18 protein-coding genes are annotated in these 18,215 nt (G+C 53.4%); 5 read left to right on the forward strand and 13 right to left on the reverse strand.

Annotated features, from left to right (window positions below; translation table 11 throughout):
- Window positions 1-95: 95 nt before the first annotated feature.
- A complete protein-coding gene (gene araD / locus AC2LB6_RS03775; RefSeq protein ID WP_490092515.1) occupies window positions 96-794 on the reverse strand; it encodes an L-ribulose-5-phosphate 4-epimerase in 699 nt (232 codons plus the stop codon).
- Window positions 795-1,146: 352 nt separating this feature from the next.
- Between araD and osmB the strand changes: the two genes are divergently transcribed.
- Complete coding sequence (osmB, locus tag AC2LB6_RS03780; protein ID WP_136198436.1) at window positions 1,147-1,362, forward strand: osmotically-inducible lipoprotein OsmB; 216 nt, start codon at window positions 1,147-1,149, stop codon at window positions 1,360-1,362.
- A gap of 78 nt (window positions 1,363-1,440) precedes the next feature.
- On the opposite strand, the gene yciH is transcribed toward osmB, so the two are convergent.
- The 5 genes from yciH to pgpB form a co-directional block, all read right to left on the reverse strand.
- Window positions 1,441-1,764, reverse strand: a complete 324-nt coding sequence (yciH, locus tag AC2LB6_RS03785) for a stress response translation initiation inhibitor YciH (RefSeq protein ID WP_039660138.1) — start codon at window positions 1,762-1,764, stop codon at window positions 1,441-1,443.
- On the reverse strand, window positions 1,764-2,483 hold the full coding sequence (gene pyrF / locus AC2LB6_RS03790) for an orotidine-5'-phosphate decarboxylase (RefSeq protein ID WP_490092516.1): 720 nt from the start codon (window positions 2,481-2,483) through the stop codon (window positions 1,764-1,766). Before pyrF ends, yciH begins: the two co-directional genes overlap by 1 nt.
- A 197-nt stretch (window positions 2,484-2,680) precedes the next feature.
- The gene (gene lapB / locus AC2LB6_RS03795; protein ID WP_490092517.1) at window positions 2,681-3,850 is read right to left on the reverse strand and encodes a lipopolysaccharide assembly protein LapB; all 1,170 of its coding nucleotides are present in this window, start codon (window positions 3,848-3,850) and stop codon (window positions 2,681-2,683) included.
- Window positions 3,851-3,856: 6 nt separating this feature from the next.
- Entirely contained in the window at window positions 3,857-4,165 is a 309-nt protein-coding gene (locus AC2LB6_RS03800) for a LapA family protein (RefSeq protein ID WP_010244487.1), read from the reverse strand.
- Between the two features lie 134 nt (window positions 4,166-4,299).
- Entirely contained in the window at window positions 4,300-5,058 is a 759-nt protein-coding gene (gene pgpB / locus AC2LB6_RS03805) for a phosphatidylglycerophosphatase B (protein WP_136198461.1), read from the reverse strand.
- 227 nt (window positions 5,059-5,285) lie between these two features.
- On the opposite strand from pgpB, the gene ribA reads away from it, so the two are divergent.
- On the forward strand, window positions 5,286-5,879 hold the full coding sequence (gene ribA, locus AC2LB6_RS03810; RefSeq protein ID WP_490092518.1) for a GTP cyclohydrolase II: 594 nt from the start codon (window positions 5,286-5,288) through the stop codon (window positions 5,877-5,879).
- A 30-nt stretch (window positions 5,880-5,909) separates the two neighbouring features.
- Here ribA and acnA read toward each other — a convergent pair whose 3' ends face one another.
- The 5 genes from acnA to topA all read right to left on the reverse strand — a co-directional run bounded on the left by acnA (window position 5,910) and on the right by topA (window position 13,689).
- Window positions 5,910-8,591 (reverse strand): aconitate hydratase AcnA, encoded by a 2,682-nt coding sequence (gene acnA, locus AC2LB6_RS03815; RefSeq protein ID WP_490092519.1) that lies wholly within the window; start codon window positions 8,589-8,591, stop codon window positions 5,910-5,912.
- Between the two features lie 421 nt (window positions 8,592-9,012).
- Entirely contained in the window at window positions 9,013-9,192 is a 180-nt protein-coding gene (locus AC2LB6_RS03820) for a hypothetical protein (RefSeq protein ID WP_490092520.1), read from the reverse strand.
- A 4-nt stretch (window positions 9,193-9,196) separates the two neighbouring features.
- The gene (locus tag AC2LB6_RS03825) at window positions 9,197-9,355 is read right to left on the reverse strand and encodes a YmiA family putative membrane protein (protein WP_003853864.1); all 159 of its coding nucleotides are present in this window, start codon (window positions 9,353-9,355) and stop codon (window positions 9,197-9,199) included.
- Window positions 9,356-9,851: 496 nt separating this feature from the next.
- Entirely contained in the window at window positions 9,852-10,826 is a 975-nt protein-coding gene (gene cysB / locus AC2LB6_RS03830; RefSeq protein WP_490092521.1) for an HTH-type transcriptional regulator CysB, read from the reverse strand.
- 238 nt (window positions 10,827-11,064) lie between these two features.
- A complete protein-coding gene (gene topA, locus AC2LB6_RS03835) occupies window positions 11,065-13,689 on the reverse strand; it encodes a type I DNA topoisomerase (protein ID WP_490092522.1) in 2,625 nt (874 codons plus the stop codon).
- A 371-nt stretch (window positions 13,690-14,060) separates the two neighbouring features.
- On the opposite strand from topA, the gene AC2LB6_RS03840 reads away from it, so the two are divergent.
- Window positions 14,061-14,309: a YciN family protein gene (locus tag AC2LB6_RS03840; protein WP_490092523.1), complete on the forward strand. Its 249-nt coding sequence runs from the start codon at window positions 14,061-14,063 to the stop codon at window positions 14,307-14,309.
- A 27-nt stretch (window positions 14,310-14,336) separates the two neighbouring features.
- Here AC2LB6_RS03840 and sohB read toward each other — a convergent pair whose 3' ends face one another.
- The gene (gene sohB, locus AC2LB6_RS03845; RefSeq protein WP_490092524.1) at window positions 14,337-15,383 is read right to left on the reverse strand and encodes a protease SohB; all 1,047 of its coding nucleotides are present in this window, start codon (window positions 15,381-15,383) and stop codon (window positions 14,337-14,339) included.
- A gap of 173 nt (window positions 15,384-15,556) precedes the next feature.
- Here sohB and AC2LB6_RS03850 point away from each other — a divergent pair, with 173 nt between their 5' ends.
- Both AC2LB6_RS03850 and cobO read left to right on the forward strand, forming a co-directional pair.
- Entirely contained in the window at window positions 15,557-16,318 is a 762-nt protein-coding gene (locus tag AC2LB6_RS03850; RefSeq protein WP_490092525.1) for a YciK family oxidoreductase, read from the forward strand.
- On the forward strand, window positions 16,318-16,908 hold the full coding sequence (gene cobO / locus AC2LB6_RS03855; protein ID WP_490092526.1) for a cob(I)yrinic acid a,c-diamide adenosyltransferase: 591 nt from the start codon (window positions 16,318-16,320) through the stop codon (window positions 16,906-16,908). Before AC2LB6_RS03850 ends, cobO begins: the two co-directional genes overlap by 1 nt.
- 54 nt (window positions 16,909-16,962) lie before the next feature.
- On the opposite strand, the gene rluB is transcribed toward cobO, so the two are convergent.
- Window positions 16,963-17,853 (reverse strand): 23S rRNA pseudouridine(2605) synthase RluB, encoded by an 891-nt coding sequence (gene rluB / locus AC2LB6_RS03860; RefSeq protein ID WP_013358018.1) that lies wholly within the window; start codon window positions 17,851-17,853, stop codon window positions 16,963-16,965.
- Window positions 17,854-18,215: the final 362 nt, after the last annotated feature.

Genomic DNA, 18,215 nt, shown 5'->3' on the forward strand with positions numbered 1-18,215 from the left:
CTTTTTTTGATCTTTTGTTTTGATAAATATGATAGGGATCGCCATACCAGTCTCAAAAGAGACTAAAAAAACGGGACGCCATAGCGTCCCTTTCGTTATTTTTGCCCGTACCAGGCATTCTCGCCATGCTTTCGCAGATAATGCAGGTCAAGCAGCGTCTGGTTAATCGGCGGCAGGTCAGGCGTCAACTGCTGGCTGAACAGGCCCATGTACGCCACCTCCTCCAGCACCACCGCACTGTGTACGGCAGCGTGGGCATCTTTGCCCCAGGCAAACGGACCATGTGAGTTGACCAGCACCCCAGGAATTGCTGAGGGTGACAATCCGCGCTGCGCGAAGGTCTCGATAATCACTTCGCCAGTGTTCCACTCGTATTCGTGCTGAATCTCTTCGTTGCGCATCGCGCGGCTGCAGGGGATCTCGCCATAGAAATCGTCGGCGTGGGTGGTTCCCCAGGCCGGAATCGGTCGTCCTGCCTGTGCCCAGATGGTCGCATGACGCGAATGGGTATGGACAATGCCACCGACTTCCGGCCAGGCGAGATAGAGCGCACGGTGCGTCGCCGTGTCCGATGAAGGGCGTTTATCCCCTTCCACCACATTGCCACTCGCCAGATCGACGACGACCATGTCGTCACGCTTCATCACCTCATAGCGCACGCCGGAAGGTTTAATCACCAACAAACCCTGTTCGCGATCAATAGCGCTGACATTGCCCCAGGTGAAGGTCACCAGGTTGTATTTAGGTAGATCCAGATTCGCTTCCAGAACCTGTTGTTTAAGGTGTTCCAGCATGCCTTTTCTCCTGCTGACAATCGTCCCTGAATTTTGCGGAGTCGGACGCCAAAGGGTTATGGAGCAAATGGCTATAAACGCAGAAGGAATGGCTGTGAATGCAAAAATGTGTCGTGATTTCAGAATTTTCTATCTTCGGAATTATTGCAGAACGCTTAGAATCCCCTCAGGCAATGTGTGGACCTGTTCTGCTGGGTCGGCATTGTGACTCACCCGCTACAAACGGTTTGTCCATGGTGATCACATTTCTATGCCGTCACGGATGCGGCAATGATGCGACACAAGCGGGCTGAGGAAATATCGGAGCTATACTAAGAGTGTTGCCTCTGTGAGCACATCAAAGGAGAAGGGTATGACAATAACAATGAAACGAATCACTGCCGTTGTACTGGCGACCACGTTAGCTGTTGCACTGAGCGGCTGTTCTAACTGGTCCAAGCGTGACCGCAACACCGCCATCGGCGCGGGCGCGGGTGCGATTGGGGGTTCAGTATTGACCAATGGTAGCGCACTCGGCACAGTCGGTGGCGCCGCTGTCGGTGGTATTATCGGTCATCAGGTCCACTAAGGACCTTATTAAAAGAATAGTCGGCTACGCTAAGCATCTACATGACAATCGGGCTACTCGGGTAGCCCGATTTTTTATTCAGCCGCCCGCCAGTTTTACCTTCATGCCTTTGGCTTCCAGCAGACTTTTCAGTAAATCGCGTTTATCACCCTGAATTTCGATCACGCCCTCTTTTACCGAACCGCCACAGCCGCACTTCTTTTTCAGTTCAGCCGCCAGCAGCGTGAGTGCCGCATCATCCAGGTCGATGCCGGTGATCAGGCAGACGCCTTTGCCTTTACGTCCGCTGGTCTGACGCTGGATGCGCACAATGCCATCCCCTTTTGGCCGTTCCGCTTTGGTCTCCGGCTGGGTAATGCGTCCGCTGTCGGTGGAGTAAACGAGTCGATTATCATCTGCCATTATTGTGTCTCCAGACTGTCCAGGATTGCCTGCAGGGTGGCAGCGGGATCGGCAGATTGGGTGATCGGACGCCCGATGACCATGTAGTCCACGCCCGCCTGCTTTGCCTGCTGGGGAGTCATGATGCGACGCTGATCGCCTGCATCACTGCCAGTCGGGCGAATCCCCGGCGTGACCAGCGCAAAGTCCTGCCCCAGAACCTGTTTGAAGTGAACCGCTTCATGCGCGGAACAGACCACTCCATCCAGCCCACACGACTGTGTCAGCTTCGCCAGCCGCTCTGCCTGTTCAGCTGGAGAAAGCGTGATTCCCAGCCCTTTGAGATCGTCTGCATCCATGCTGGTCAGTACAGTCACCGCAATCAGCAGCGGTGCATCTTTACCCAGGGGAAGCAGCGCCTCACGCGCCGCATTCATCATGCGCGCCCCGCCACTGGCATGGACATTGACCATCCAGACACCCAGATCGGCAGCGGCCGCCACGGCGTGTGCGGTGGTATTGGGAATATCGTGGAATTTCAGATCGAGGAAAACTTCAAAGCCGCGCTGCTGCAGTGTTTTAACCAGAGAAGGGCCAAACAGCGTAAACATCTCTTTGCCCACTTTCAGACGGCAACTGCGGGGATCGATCTGGTCGACGAAACGCAGGGCGCTGTCGAGGTTATGATAATCCAGCGCGACCAGAATCGGCGAAGCGGTCACGTTGTGGAGTGAAGGCATGACATTTCCTCTGCAGTTGGCACCCGCAGGCGCAATAGACAAACGGCAAGCATTCTACCTGCGGTGTCTGACCATCACAATCGCCATTGCTCCTCTGCCTGGCAATTTTTGCACGGCTGCTGAGGGCTGTAATATAATTATATACATAGTATGTTGTAACTATAATGGGCGCTGTCGATAAGTCTGAAACGGCCTTTTTACTGGCCGTCGAGACCGCGAATAGGTTTAACGGATGACCAGGTGCGGCAGGATGGGCAGTGCCAGTAGAGTGCGTGAGCGGTAAAACCACACTTCTGGCAGCGATAGCGCGGCTTAGTACGGATCTGTTCGCCAACCATATCACGCAGCACCATAAGGCTATCTTTAGCGCGGCCCTCTTCCGCTTCGTGCAGGTTTAAATCCATCAGGCGATGGAACACGCGCATTGTCGGATGCCGCTGCAGCTGACGGCTGATGTAGTTCTGCGCCGCTTCAGCACCCTGCTGCTGCTCAAGAATGTCTGACAGATAGAGTTCTGCTGCCGCGCCGGTGTTCTCTTCCACGCAGCGCTGCAGGAAGTCAGCCCAGGCTTCTGGTTGATTGAGGCGCTGGAAACAGGTTTCCAGCATGCCCAGCGTTTCACTGACCAGCTCTTTATCCTGATCCAGCACACGTTGAAGATGACCAACGGCTTTGGCGAAATCCTCTTTCTCCATCAGAATTCGGCCCATCATGATAGAGATGCGTGCGCTATTGCGATCGGCCGCCTCCCCTTTCTTCAGCAGGCTCATCGCACGATCCAGGTCATCGCTGCTCATTGCCTGTAACGCCAGTTCGCAGTAGAAGTGGGCGATTTCGCCTTTCTGCTTCTCTTTGCCGAGCTTAACCAGTCGTTCTGCAACCTCAATCGCCTGCTGCCAGTCGCTGGTTGCCTGATGGATCAGCAGCAACTGCTGCAGCGCGCCCACCCGAAAGTCAGTTTCGTCGGTTAGCTGCTTGAACATATCTTCGGCGCGGTCATATAAGCCCGCCGCCATATAGTCGCGACCGAGTTGCTGCACGGCGAGCAGACGTTGCTCGTAGCTCAGGGAAGCACTTTCCATTAATGCCTGATGGATGCGGATGGCGCGGTCAACTTCCCCGCGGGACCGGAACAGGTTACCCAGCGTCAGGTGCGCTTCAACCGTGCCGCTGTCCTCTTTCAGCATATCGAGGAACAGGTCGACCGCTTTGTCCTGCTGATTTGATAGCAGGAAGTTTACGCCAGCGACATACTCACGAGAGAGTCGGTTGGCTTCCTGTTGCTTGTCCTGATGCGCACTGCGACGGCCCATATACCAGCCATACGCAGCCGCCACCGGCAGTAACAGAAACAGCAATTCATGCATCGGGGATTATTCCCGGCCAGCCGGAGAAGAGGGCGTGGTCGCCAGAGCGGTGCTCTGCTCGATTTGAGTCTGCATACGCTTAATTTTCCGGTTGGCATTCGCCAGGGAGACGCGGGTCCGTAACCAGAACAGACCGCAGATGATCCAGCCAAGCACGAAACCTGCGCCAAACAGTGATGCCAGTAAGGTCGAGATGCTGAACTCACCCTGCGCCAGCAGATAGTTAAAAGTAATGACCTGATCGTTGTGCGCACCCAGGGTGACGGAAATAATGAAAATGACCAGTACCACTAAAAAAATCAGCAAATATTTCACAGTGTATCCTGTTGTGAGGTTGTCAGGTAGAATTATGCCAAAACTCCAGCAAAAATGCTGCTCCCAGCAGCATCGGGCGAGTCGCTTTTGCGCAGGCCTGCCTAATAATATGGGGTCTTAAGGGTGAATTACAATCAGGGCTCCCGCTGCGCCACCTCTTTTTGCTCTTCCGGCGGAAGCGTCAGCGGGCCACAGAAACGCTGTGCCAGCCAGGTGGCAACGGTGACCAGTATCCAGGAAAGTACAGTTGCCATTGCCAGATCGCGCGGCCAGTGCATGCCCAGCAGCAGACGGCTCGCCATCACGCCAGTGGCCCACAGGAAAATCACCACCACGGTTTTATAGTGACGACGCGGCCAGAGCAGACCCAATGCCAGCAGCGCCCAGCTGGCGGCAAACATTGTATGGCCTGATGGAAAAGCAAAACCGGTTTCAAACGCCCAGTGCCGTTTCAGCCAGCCTGGGATCTGCGTCTCATCGGCAATCAGCGAGGTCACCATCTCGCCACGCTGTTTGCGTTTGAGTTCGTAGAAGGTCTTATCATCCAGCCCGTGATGCTGTTCCAGCCAGATCACATAGGGACGCGGCTCCTGAACCTGCTCTTTGATAAAGGATTTGGTGTATTGCCCGGCCAGAATCGTCGCGTTCATGATCAGCAGCAGCAGAATGGCGGGCTTCAGGCGAAAGCGCAGGCACCAGAGCATCCAGGCACTCAGCAGCACGCTGGTGACAATGCCCCACGGGTTGGTGACGGTTTCGGTCATCCAGAAGAGACCTTTCAGCACCGCATTGCTTTCACCCGGCTGCCAGCGCCAGCCGGTAAGCCAGACGGCAACTGGCATGATCAGCAGCAGCAGCATTCCGAAGGTGGTTCGACGCGAAATCTTAAACATCCTCTTCCCTTATCCCGGTGTTAAAAGACAACAATTGCATAACTTTAGCTTAAAAAAGAATAACATAACCGTTGCCGATTGGATAATTGTGCTTTATCACTGCAATTGGTATCAGAGATTACCAGCCCGCTTGCGGGTTGTGGCACAATATTGCACGTTTGTCGGGCCACACCGGCCTGTGCACTATCATGATGATAGTGCATCCTCTGAAGGTTCTGGAGAGTCACATGCAGCTTAAACGGGTGGCAGAAGCCAAACTGCCCACGCCATGGGGAGATTTCCTGATGGTTGGTTTTGAAGAACTGGCAACCGGACATGACCACGTTGCACTGGTCTTTGGTGATATTAACGATAACGAGCCGGTACTGGCACGCGTTCACTCCGAATGCCTGACCGGCGATGCACTCTTCAGCCTGCGTTGCGACTGTGGTTTTCAGCTGGAAGCCGCACTCAATGCCATCGCGGAAGAGGGTCGCGGCGTGCTGCTTTATCACCGTCAGGAAGGCCGTAATATTGGCCTGCTGAATAAGATCCGCGCCTATGCGTTGCAGGACAAAGGTTATGACACCGTAGAAGCGAACCATCAGCTGGGCTTTGCCGCCGATGAGCGCGACTTCACCCTGTGCGCCGATATGTTCAAACTGCTGGGCGTTAATGAAGTGCGTCTGCTGACCAATAACCCACGCAAAGTGGAGATCCTGAGCGAAGCCGGGATCAACATTCTTGAGCGTGTGCCGCTGGTCGTGGGACGTAACCCAAAGAATGCGCACTATCTGGATACGAAAGCGGAAAAGATGGGGCATCTGCTGCCGAAGTCATAAATGAAAAAGCCGGGTCTCCCCGGCTTTTTGTCAGTCCAGCATATTGCGGATAACGTAGTGCAGGATGCCGTCATTGCGGTAATAGGTCAGCTCATTACCGGTATCAATGCGACAGCGGGTATCCAGCTCTTCCTTACTGCCGTCAGCACGGGTCAGCGTTACTTTCACGCTGCAGCCTGGCGTCAATGCCTGAAGATTCTCCACATCGATACGCTCTTCACCGGTCAATCCCAGGGTTTTGCGGGTTACGCCCTGCGGGAATTCCAGCGGCAGAATCCCCATCCCGATCAGGTTCGAGCGGTGAATTCGCTCAAAAGACTCCGCAATCACGACCCGGACACCCTGCAGCCGGGGTCCTTTAGCCGCCCAGTCGCGACTTGAACCAGAGCCATACTCAAGACCGGCAATCACCGCCAGTGGCACGCCTTCCGCCTGATACTTCATCGCCGCGTCATAGATGGCCAGCTGTTCGCCACTCGGATAGTGGCGGGTGTAACCGCCCTCCACGCCCGGCACCATCTCATTGCGGATACGGATGTTGGCGAACGTACCGCGCATCATCACTTCATGGTTACCGCGACGGGAACCATAGGAGTTAAAGTCGTTGCGCTCAACGCCGTGTGACAGCAGATAACGCCCGGCCGGACTTTCCGCCTTAATGCTGCCCGCTGGCGAAATATGGTCAGTGGTGACGGAGTCGCCCAGCAAGGCAAGCACCCGCGCACCGCGAATATCCTGCACCGGCTTAGGCTCTTTCTCCATATCATCAAAGAATGGCGACAGACGGATGTAGGTCGAGCCCTCATCCCAGTCGTAAGTTGCCGCTTCACTGACCTTAATCTCCTGCCACTCGGGCGTGCCATCGAAGACTTCGGCGTACTCTTTGTGGAACATGTCGCTGGTGACCTGCTGCACGGCTGTGGCGATCTCTTCCGGCGACGGCCAGATATCTTTCAGATAAACCGGCTGGCCCTGGCGATCGTGGCCCAGCGGCTCCGTCTGCAGGTTGATCTTCATGTTACCGGCCAGCGCATAGGCCACCACCAGCGGTGGTGACGCCAGCCAGTTGGTTTTAATCAGCGGATGAATACGACCTTCAAAGTTACGGTTGCCGGACAGCACAGCCCCTACCGTCAGATCGCCCGCTTTAATCGCAGACTCAATCTCATCTTTCAGCGGGCCGGAGTTACCAATACAGGTAGTGCAGCCATAACCGACCAGGTTAAAGCCCAGCGCGTCGAGATACGAGGTCAGTTGCGCGACGGCCAGATAATCGGAAACCACCTTAGAACCTGGCGCCAGTGAAGCTTTAACCCACGGCTGGCGTTTCAGACCACGCTCGACCGCTTTCTTCGCCAGTAAGCCAGCCGCCATCAGAACGCTGGGATTAGAGGTGTTGGTACAGGAGGTAATCGCACTGATCACGACCGCGCCATCGGTCAGCGTATGAGTCAGTCCGGTATCGCTGTCGGTATATTCGACATTTTTATGCGCTTTCTGCGCCTGATTCACTTCCAGCTCATTGCTGGCATCAAACGCAGCCGGCACATCGCCCAGTGATACCCGATCCTGCGGACGTTTTGGTCCGGCGAGGCTTGACTCCACTTCGTTCATATCCAGCGCCAGGGTACTGGTAAAGCGCGGCTCATCGCCCGGATTGCGCCACAGACCTTGCGCTTTGGCATAGGCTTCCACTAAGGCGACCTGTTCGGCATCGCGGCCGGTCAGTGTCATGTAGCTCAGGGTGACGTCATCAACCGGGAAGAAACCGCAGGTCGCGCCATATTCCGGTGCCATGTTGGCGATGGTCGCGCGGTCTGCCAGCGGCAGATCGGCCAGGCCATCACCGTAAAACTCAACGAATTTGCCCACAACACCATGTTTACGCAGCATCTGGGTGACGGTCAGCACCAGGTCGGTAGCAGTAATCCCTGGCTTTAGTTTGCCAGTGAGTTTGAAACCCACCACATCGGGGATCAGCATGGAGACAGGCTGACCGAGCATGGCGGCTTCGGCTTCGATTCCCCCTACTCCCCATCCCAGCACGCCCAGCGCGTTGATCATGGTGGTGTGGGAGTCCGTGCCGACCAGCGTATCGGGCCAGGCATACTCTTCACCGTTAACTGTTTCATGCCAGATCGCTTTGCCGAGATACTCGAGGTTCACCTGATGGCAGATGCCGGTTCCCGGCGGCACGACGCGGAATTTATCAAACGCTTTCTGGCCCCAGCGCAGGAAGACGTAGCGCTCATGGTTACGCTCCATCTCCAGCCGGACGTTTTCTTCAAAGGCGTCATCGTCGCCAAAATGATCAACCGTGACCGAGTGATCGATAACCAGATCGACGGGCGATAACGGATTTACTTTGGCCACATCGCCACCCAGGCGATTCACCGCTTCGCGCATCGCCGCCAGGTCAACCACGGCGGGTACGCCGGTAAAATCCTGCATTAATACGCGGGCGGGACGATAGGCGATTTCACGATCGGCGTGGGCATCTTTTTGCCAGTCAACCAGCGCCTGAATGTCCTCTGCAGTAACGGAGTCACCATCCTGCCAGCGCAGTAAATTTTCCAGCAAAACTTTGAGAGATTTGGGCAGGCTATCGATATTGCCGAGTTGTTGAGCAGCGCGGGGAAGACTGAAGATGTGATATTTATTGGTGTCGACCTGCAGTATTTCCTGACTTTGCTCGCGTAGGGTAGACGACATAGCTCCTCCTTTTCATTCATGGTCTTAAACCTTAGAGAGACAAAGGTTTATGTTAAAGATAGACCACAAATTCGTTAACGTTTTGATTACAACACAAATTGCTACAATCGCGCATAAACGAAAATGCCCCGTGAAGTCACGAGGCATCATAAAAAAGGTGATTTTAATTCAAATTAGAGCGTTATCCACACCGCCGCAGACCAGAACGCAAAGGAGAAAGCATACGCGCTGAGCCAGGACATTTTTATCATATTCATTTGGTTCACTCCTTCGCCGGAATCGGGCGTAAAAGTTTTTGCGGTCACCCTATCTGAAAAGGCGACACCCTTTGGTCGTACAGGATGTGGAAAGGGGCATTTAAAAAAGCCCGCCGGAAACTCCGGTAATAAAAGAACAGTCACTAACCGCTGGTATGAAAACGTTATTTATTTATAGGGTCCAGAAATGACTCAATAAAAAGTCTCTGGTTATCACTCAAATCCCATGACTCGGGGATAGACACTTTCTCGTCCTTTGCAAGTGGTTCTTTTCCTTTGCAGGTAACCGGCTTGTGCTGACGTGAGGTCAGGGAACGTTTATGGCTGAGTGTGTTTGCCCACATGGCTTTAGCCCCAGATACGCCAGATCATTAACGCTACAACCACCCAGAACAGCGCAGAGGCAGCGAATACAGTTAACCAGGCATTGCGACGAGTGTTGCCAGTACGCTCAACCTTGGTGCTTTTTGCCGGGAAACCCGGTTGTACAGTCAGTCGTGTATTCATAGTTTTTGATAATCACTCTCAACAAAATGATTGATAACATCGATTAAGATTTAGGAGTAATCCTAAACGCGTTAAGGCCAAAAATCCAGTTATTTTTATTGAGTAAAACGATTAACGGTATTAATCAATAGACTTCAGTAACGTTAGAAATCATTAACTCCGGAACAAATATTTATTTAAACAGACAGCTAAAAAATTTGAGTTAATTTAAAAACAGATCCACTTAAAACTATAGGTAACACTTAAGAACCTTATTTTTACTGGCTTCCCACGTTGGCTCTTAACTGGAGTATGGGAATTATCCTGGCTAGCCGCAAAGTGACATAGTTAAAAATGTGTTGTAATTCGCATTTAAGAAAGCCCGATGGGGAAACATGTGATCAATGTTTCATTTACAAAAAAATCATAAAAACTTTTGAGTCTCTTTTGGCGCTAAAGCCTGGAGACAAAAAAGGCTGCACCGGGCAGCCTTAAGTGTAAGTGAGAAGCGTAAACTCTATTTAAACGGCAGTTTGATATCTTTAAACATCGCCTCAATGTCTTCATTAGAGCGCAACGCCACCGCGGTATCCACCACGTCGCGCGTCAGGTGTGGCGCAAAACGTTGGATAAAATCATACATATAGCTGCGCAGGAAGGTGCTGCGGCGGAAGCCAATCTTGGTGGTGCTGTTGGTAAAGATGTCGGCGGCTTCTATGCGAATCAGGTCAGGATCGGCCACCGGATCCACCGCCATGCTGGCGATAACACCCACGCCCAGACCTAACCGGACATAAGTTTTGATAACGTCGGCGTCGGTAGCGGTGAAAACAATACGTGGCGTTAATCCTGCCCGGTTGAAGGCCGTATCCAGTTCTGAACGCCCGGTAAAGCCAAAGGTGTAAGTCACCAGCGGATATTCAGCCAGCTCCTGGATAGTCACCTGCCCTTTCCCCGCCAGCGGATGATCAGCCGTGACGACAATCGCCCGGTTCCAGTGGTAGCACGGCAGCATGATTAAATCGTCATAGAGATGCAGCGCTTCGGTGGCAATCGCAAAATCCGCATTGCCCTTGGAGACCGCTTCGGCGATTTGAGTCGGAGAACCCTGATGCATGTGCAAAGAGACGCGAGGATAGCGTTCAATAAAGCCTTTGATCACCCCTGGCAGCGCATAGCGTGCCTGGGTGTGCGTGGTTGCGACATAGAGCGAGCCTTTATCCGGCCAGGTGTGCTCACCGGCCACTGATTTGATCGCATCCACTTTGGAGAGAACTTCACGCGCTATACGGATGATCTCTTCCCCTGCAGGTGTGACCTGGGTGAGATGTTTACCGCTGCGGGCAAAGATTTGCACGCCCAGTTCATCTTCCAGCATACGCACTTGTTTACTGATGCCGGGTTGAGAGGTGTAGAGACCTTCCGCCGTCGAAGAGACGTTGAGATTGTGATTGACCACTTCAACGATATAGCGCAACTGCTGTAATTTCATATCTATTCCATCCCGGTAAGTTACAGAGTCGCATCCCCGGTTGACGTATAGTCGCGAGGGTAAAGAGATGCTATGCATCAGGAAAGGTCGGAAATGCTATAACAACTATATCAGTTTAAGTGAGAGAGTAGAACGGATTGATATAAGGCTCAGAAAAAGGCCAGCGAGCGCTGGCCTGTATGTCACTGACGAAACCGTAATAGCGCAAAAAAGGCCAGCAAACGCTGGCCTGTAGGGATTACTTCTTCGCGACCTGCCATTTGCCATCTATATAGAAGGCGGACCAGCCCGTTGCCTTGCCCTCTTTTTCAGAGGAGACATATTGCTGTTTGGTCTTCCGGCTGAAGCGCACCATCGCTTTGTTGCCTTCCGGATCGGCTGCTGGCGCGTCAGCCAGGTATTTCAGCTTCTCAGGCAGACGATCCCTGAAACGCTGAAGCTCTTCCACCAGCGGCGCACGCGTTTCGCGTGATTTAGGGAAGGTGTTGGCCGCGAGGAAAACACCCGCTGCGCCGTCACGCAACACGAAGTAAGCATCTGACTTCTCACACGCCAGTTCTGGCAGTGGAACCGGATCTTCTTTTGGCGGTGCGACTTCACCACTACGCAGTATTTTGCGGGTGTTTTTGCACTCTTCGTTGGTACACGCCATGTATTTACCAAAGCGTCCCATCTTCAGGTGCATTTCAGAACCACACTTCTCGCACTCCACTATCGGGCCGTCATAGCCTTTGATGCGGAATTCGCCCTTCTCGATTTCGTAACCATCACATTCCGGGTTATTACCACAGACATGCAGTTTACGTTCGTTGTCGATCAGATAGCTGTCCATGGCCGTGCCACACTTCTGGCAGCGACGACGGGCACGCAGGGCGTTGGTCTCAGCATCATCCCCTTCCAGAATATTGAGGACTTCATTTTCCGGAATCAGGTTGATGGTCTGTTTGCAGCGCTCTTTAGGTGGCAGCGCATAGCCGGAACAGCCCAGGAAGACGCCGGTACTGGCGGTACGAATCCCCATCTGACGGCTACAGGTCGGACACTCAATGGAGGTCAGCACCATCTGGTTCGGCTGCATACCGCCCTCTTCAGGATCTTTCTCAGCCAGTTCAAGCTGCTGAGTAAAGTCGGTGAAGAAGTGGTCGAGCACCGCTTTCCATTGCGCTTCGTTGTTGGCAACCTGGTCGAGGCTACTCTCCATGCGGGCGGTGAAATCATAGTTCATCAGTTCGCGGAAGTTCTCTTCCAGACGATCGGTGACGATTTCACCCATTTTTTCCGCATAGAAACGGCGGTTTTCCACCCGCACGTAGCCACGATCCTGAATGGTCGAGGTGATGGCAGCATAGGTCGATGGACGGCCAATGCCGCGCTTCTCCAGCTCACGCACCAGTGACGCTTCGCTGAAGCGCGCCGGTGGTTTGGTGAAGTGCTGGCCAGGCAGTAACTGTTGCAGGTCCAGAACATCACCCACCGTTACCGCAGGCAGCGTACGATCTTCATCATTCTTACGCAGCGCTGGCATCACTTTCGTCCAGCCGTCGAACCGCAGAATGCGGCCTTTCGCTTTGAGTTTAAATTCACCCGCCGCCGCAGTAATGGTGCTGGAGTCATATTTGGCCGGTGTCATCTGACAGGCCACAAACTGACGCCAGATCAGCTGATAGAGTTTCTGCGCATCCGCTTCCATATCTTTCAGTTGTTCAGCCAAAACCTCCACATCAGAAGGACGAATCGCTTCGTGCGCTTCCTGGGAGTTCTCTTTGCTGGCGTAGGTAATGGCAGTTTCAGGCAGATACTTTTTACCGAAATTGCTTTCGATATAGCCACGCGCCATCGCCACCGCATCCTGACTCAGGTTGGTCGAATCGGTACGCATGTAAGTGATGTGACCCGCTTCGTACAGGCGCTGGGCCATCATCATGGTCTTCTTGACGCCAAAGCCTAGACGGGTGCTGGCAGCCTGCTGCAGCGTCGAAGTGATATAAGGCGCGCCCGGCTTGCTGCTGGTCGGCTTATCTTCACGATCGACGATCTCATAGCGTGCTTTTTCCAGCAGCGCGACGGCGGCATAAGTCTCGTCGCGGTTGACCGGACGGAAGGCTTTATCGCCTTTGTGCGTTACGTCCATCGACAGCTCATCGCCTTTCGGCGTGGTCAGCGCGGCATTAACTTCCCAGTACTCTTCGGGAACAAAGGCTTTGATCTCACGTTCACGTTCCACCACCAGGCGAACGGCAACGGATTGCACCCGGCCGGCAGAGAGACCACGGGCGATCTTCTTCCACAGCAGTGGCGAGACCATGTAGCCCACCACGCGGTCCATGAAACGACGCGCCTGCTGAGCATTCACCCGATCAATATTCAGTTCGCCCGGCTTTTCAAACGCCTGACGAATCGCATTTTTGGTAATTTCGTTAAAGACCACGCGGCTGAAGCGTGAGTCGTCACCACCGATCACTTCCCGCAGGTGCCAGGCAATGGCTTCCCCTTCGCGGTCAAGGTCGGTTGCGAGATAGATGTGGTCAGCATTGGCGGCTAACGCCTTCAGTTCCGCAACGACTTTCTCTTTGCCGGGCAGAATCTGATAATTCGCTTCCCAGCCGTGATAAGGGTCAACACCCATGCGGCTAACGAGTGCGGCTTTCTCATCTTTTTTAACTTTTTTGACTTTCTTGTCAGTCGCAGCGTCTTTGGCTTTCTTTTCAGTCGAGGCGTCAGCACTCTTCTTCGCGGTTGAACCACTGGTCGGCAGATCCCGGATATGACCAACGCTGGATTTAACCACGTAGTCACTGCCCAGGTATTTATTGATTGTTTTAGCCTTTGCCGGGGACTCAACAATAACGAGTGCTTTACCCATATTTACCTTTACCTAATGAAAACATCCTGCTTAACGGGAGAGGATTGGATGCCCAAAAACCCATTGGGTTCAATATTGCTGCGCCTGTTTAACATTTCAAGGCGGAGGGGTCAATCTCAGATCAGACGATATGGCGTTATGCAACTACATGATAAAACATGCTTTTTCAATCTGAACTCTTCGCACATCCCGGTGCAAAATCCCTGAAATCGGAATCGCCCACACTCTACCTGATAAAATCTGTTACGCAACTTAATTAGCACTCAGCCCGAACTTACGCCAGGTTTTCATCGTTCAGACCGATTTGTCACGCCGCCTGACTGGACAGTAATATAGAAGGAATCAGGATGCTGTGAAAAAGGAGTGAATAGATGCAAAGATCGACTGAAGCTATTTCCCGCCAGACATTGCTGGAAAAGGCCAATGCGCTGATCAAAGAACATGATGATTATTTGGCGGGCATGCAGGCGGATGAGGTGATTCAGCAAGGGGATGTGCTGGTATTTCGCGGACCGTTTTTTCTCGATGCAGAGGGATTGCCAACCGCGAAAACCACAGCGGTGTTTAACGTCTTTAAATACCTTGCCGTGGTGCTGTCGCCGCTCTACCACCTGGAATAAAAAACCCGGCACGGGCCGGGTTTCGCATCAGAGCAGTGGCTTCTCGCCGCGCTGCCAGAGTTTCAGCAGCAGGCCCTCTGCCACCGAACCGGCGCTCTGGGTAAAGCGGTCCATCATTTTGCGGCGGCGGGCGTAATGCACGCCGAGCACGTTGAACTGATCCATCTGACGGATGATCAGATCATCGCTGGTGCCGATTTCGTCAATAAGACCCAGATCCAGCGCCTGTCGGCCATACCAGTGTTCACCGGTTGCCACCCGGTCAATATCGAGCGTCGGGCGCATCTGGTGAACAAACTGCTTGAATAGCAGGTGCGTTTCGTCGAGATCTTCCTGGAATTTCTCACGTCCCTCTTCGGTGTTCTCACCAAACAGCGTCAGCGTGCGCTTGTACTGCCCTGCAGTATGCAGCTCAACATCGATATCGTTACGCTTCAGCAGGCGGTTAAAGTTCGGGATCTGCGCAACCACGCCGATGGAGCCAATGATCGAGAACGGCGCTGCCACAATACGATCGGCCACGCATGCCATCATGTAACCGCCGCTGGCCGCCACTTTATCCACGGCTGCCGTGATGCGCAGCCCCTGATCGCGCAGACGCTGCAGCTGCGAGGCCGCCAGACCATAGCCATGTACCACTCCGCCAGGACTTTCAAGACGCAGCAGCACCTCATCGCCAGGCTGCTTCACCGCCAGCACGGCTGAAATCTCTTCACGTAGTGAGGCCACCTCACCAGCATCCATGCTGCCTTTGAAATCGAGCACATAGAGCGTCGGTTTAACTGTGTCAGTACGGCCCTGCTTCGCTGCCTGCTTTTCCGCTTTGGCTTTCAGCTTTTCGCTTTTTTTATGATTCTTCAGCCAGACTTTCTGCGCCTGAGGCTGCATTTTTGCCAGCTGTAAATCCTCTTTCATCTGCTGATAGTCATCACCCAGATGAGTCAGGCGAAGCTGACCGCTTTGTGCCCGTTTGCGTAACGCGGCATTCATGATAATCATGACAATCGCAGCGACGGCAACCACCAGTGTCACCGCTTTCGCTAAAAATAGTCCATACGTTGAAATAAAATCCATCAGGTCGCCTTAGTAATTGAGAATCAAAAACAGTTCGCCAGTTTAGCCGTTTTGCCCTGCTCCGTCGCCTGAAATGCCAGCAGCTGGCACAGAATGCGTGGGTTGGCGATTGCGCCCATTCATAAATTCAGGCATAAAGCGGAATCATGCTGTTTTCGCCGGAGGAACCCACTGTGCATTATCAACCGAAAAGCGACCTGCTCAATCACCGTATTATCCTGGTTACTGGCGCTTCAGATGGCATTGGCCGGGAAGCGGCGCTGACTTACGCCCGTTATGGCGCTGAAGTGATCCTCATGGGCAGAAATCCTGAGAAACTTCAGCAGGTCGAACAGGCCATCAGTCAACTTAATCAATGCCCTGCTCATTCCGTGGTTTTCGATCTGGCCGATGCAACACCGGAACGTTGCCACCAGATAGCAGAACAGCTGTCACAGCAGTTTCCGCGTCTTGACGGCGTGCTGCATAACGCCGGTATCCTTGGTGAGATTGTGCCGCTGGCGGAACTCGGCCCACGGGTCTGGCAGCAGGTGATGAACATCAACCTGGATGCCACCTTCTTCCTGACGCAGGCGCTGTTGCCGCTGTTGTTAAAGTCAGATGCAGGTTCACTGGTGTTTACCACCTCCAGCGTTGGTCGCACTGGTCGCGCAGGCTGGGGCGCTTACGCCGTCTCTAAATTTGCCACCGAAGGCATGATGCAGGTGCTGGCTGATGAGTATAAAACTCAGTCGCTGCGGGTGAACTGTATTAACCCCGGCGGCACACGCACCAAAATGCGCGCCAGCGCATTCCCGCAGGAAGATGCTAATAAGCTGAAAACCCCCGCCGATCTGATGCCGCTCTACCTTTATCTGATGGGTGATGACAGCCGACGCAAAACCGGTATCAGCTTTGATGCACAGCCGGGCAGAAAACCGGGAGCCGCGGAATAATGGCTGATGATCGTCATCAACAGCGCCAGCAGCGGTTAAAAGAGCAGGTCGATGCGCGCATTGCGGCGGCCACCGAAGTTCGTGGCATCCTGATGGTGTTCACCGGCAATGGCAAAGGCAAAACCACTGCAGCCTTTGGCACGGCTCTCCGCGCCACCGGACATGGCAAGCGTGCGGCGGCGATTCAGTTTATTAAAGGTGACTGGCCAAATGGCGAGCGTAACCTGCTGGAACAGCACGGTGTCGAGTTTCAGGTGATGGCAACCGGGTTTACCTGGGACACGCAGAACCGCGAAACGGATACCGCTGCCTGTCTGGCCGTGTGGCAGCATGCAAAACGGATGCTGGCCGATGATCAGCTCGATCTGGTAGTGCTCGACGAAATCACCTATATGGTCAGCATGGATTATCTGCCGCTGGACGATTTGATTACCGCCCTGCAACAGCGTCCGGCCCATCAGAGCGTGATAATTACCGGACGTGGCTGTCATCGCAGCCTGACTGAAATGGCGGATACGGTAACGGAGATGCGGCCAGTGAAGCACGCATTTGATGCCGGTATACAGGCTCAGCAGGGGATTGACTGGTAGCAGAAAAAGAAAACGCAGCCCTGGGGCTGCGTTTTTCGCGATCGGGCAACGGGATTAACCGGAGTTACGTTTGCTGCCCGGATTGCGGCGTGGCGCACGGGGGGTGCTGCTCACTTTGCTGTGACGTTTCACCGCACGACGAATCTGGTTCGCCTTGGTGCGACGACGATCTTTCTCGACCACCAGCTTGGTGACGGTTTCATCATCCAGCTCCACCAGGTTACGCAGGTAGTTCACCGCTGGCAGATCCAGTTCGGTCCAGCCACCGCGTGGCAGGCCTTTTGGTAACGTGATATCGCCGTAGCGGACACGCATCAGACGACTAACCTGCACGCCGACCGCTTCCCACAAACGACGCACTTCACGGTTACGTCCTTCAGTCAGGGTCACGTTGTACCACTGGTTGATGCCTTCTCCGCCGCCAAACTTCAGGGTTTTAAAGGCAGCCGGACCATCTTCCAGCTGAACGCCTTTGCTCAGCTGACGAATTTTATCATCGTCGACCTGACCAAACACGCGAACCGCATATTCACGTTCCACTTCACGGCTCGGATGCATCAGGCGGTTCGCCAGTTCACCGTCGGTGGTGAAGAGCATCAGACCACAGGTATTCACATCAAGACGGCCAACGGCAATCCAGCGTGAACCGCGCAGACGCGGCAAACGGTCAAACACCGTTGGGCGGCCTTCAGGATCGCTGCGGGTACAGAGTTCACCTTCCGGTTTGTAGTAAGCAAGCACGCGGCAAACTTCGGTTGCTGATTCAGCAATCGATACCAGATGGCCATCAATACGGATTTTCAGGGATTTGCTGCTTTCAACGCGGTCGCCCAGGGTAGCGATCTTGCCGTCAACGCTGACACGGCCAGCAGCAATCATTGATTCGATTTCACGACGCGAGCCATGACCGGCACGCGCTAAGACTTTCTGTAACTTTTCGCTCATTGAGCTTCCTCTTTGTCGCCTTCCCAGGCGTCATAATTGGGTGATAATCCTTTCTAAATCAACAGGTTAACTTAGCAAGTTTGCCCCATTATACAGACATTTAACGCTGATGTAACGCGCTTTATGAATGACCCAACGATAAATAAAGAAGGTTTAACCTCTGATAATTTGAGATCTTATAATCCTTAATACTGAATTAAATAATGCCCCCTATATGATAAGAAAATGTGCTTAATAAAACGAAAGTGTCGAAAACTTTATAGCTGATGACAATTAAATTTTCTAACCACTCCTTTTTCATCAAAGTGATGTTCTAAGGATGAAAACCTTAGCACTATCTTACACTTCCCGAGTTTAACTCT

It is taken from the genome of Pantoea sp. RCC30.1, from assembly GCF_058148845.1.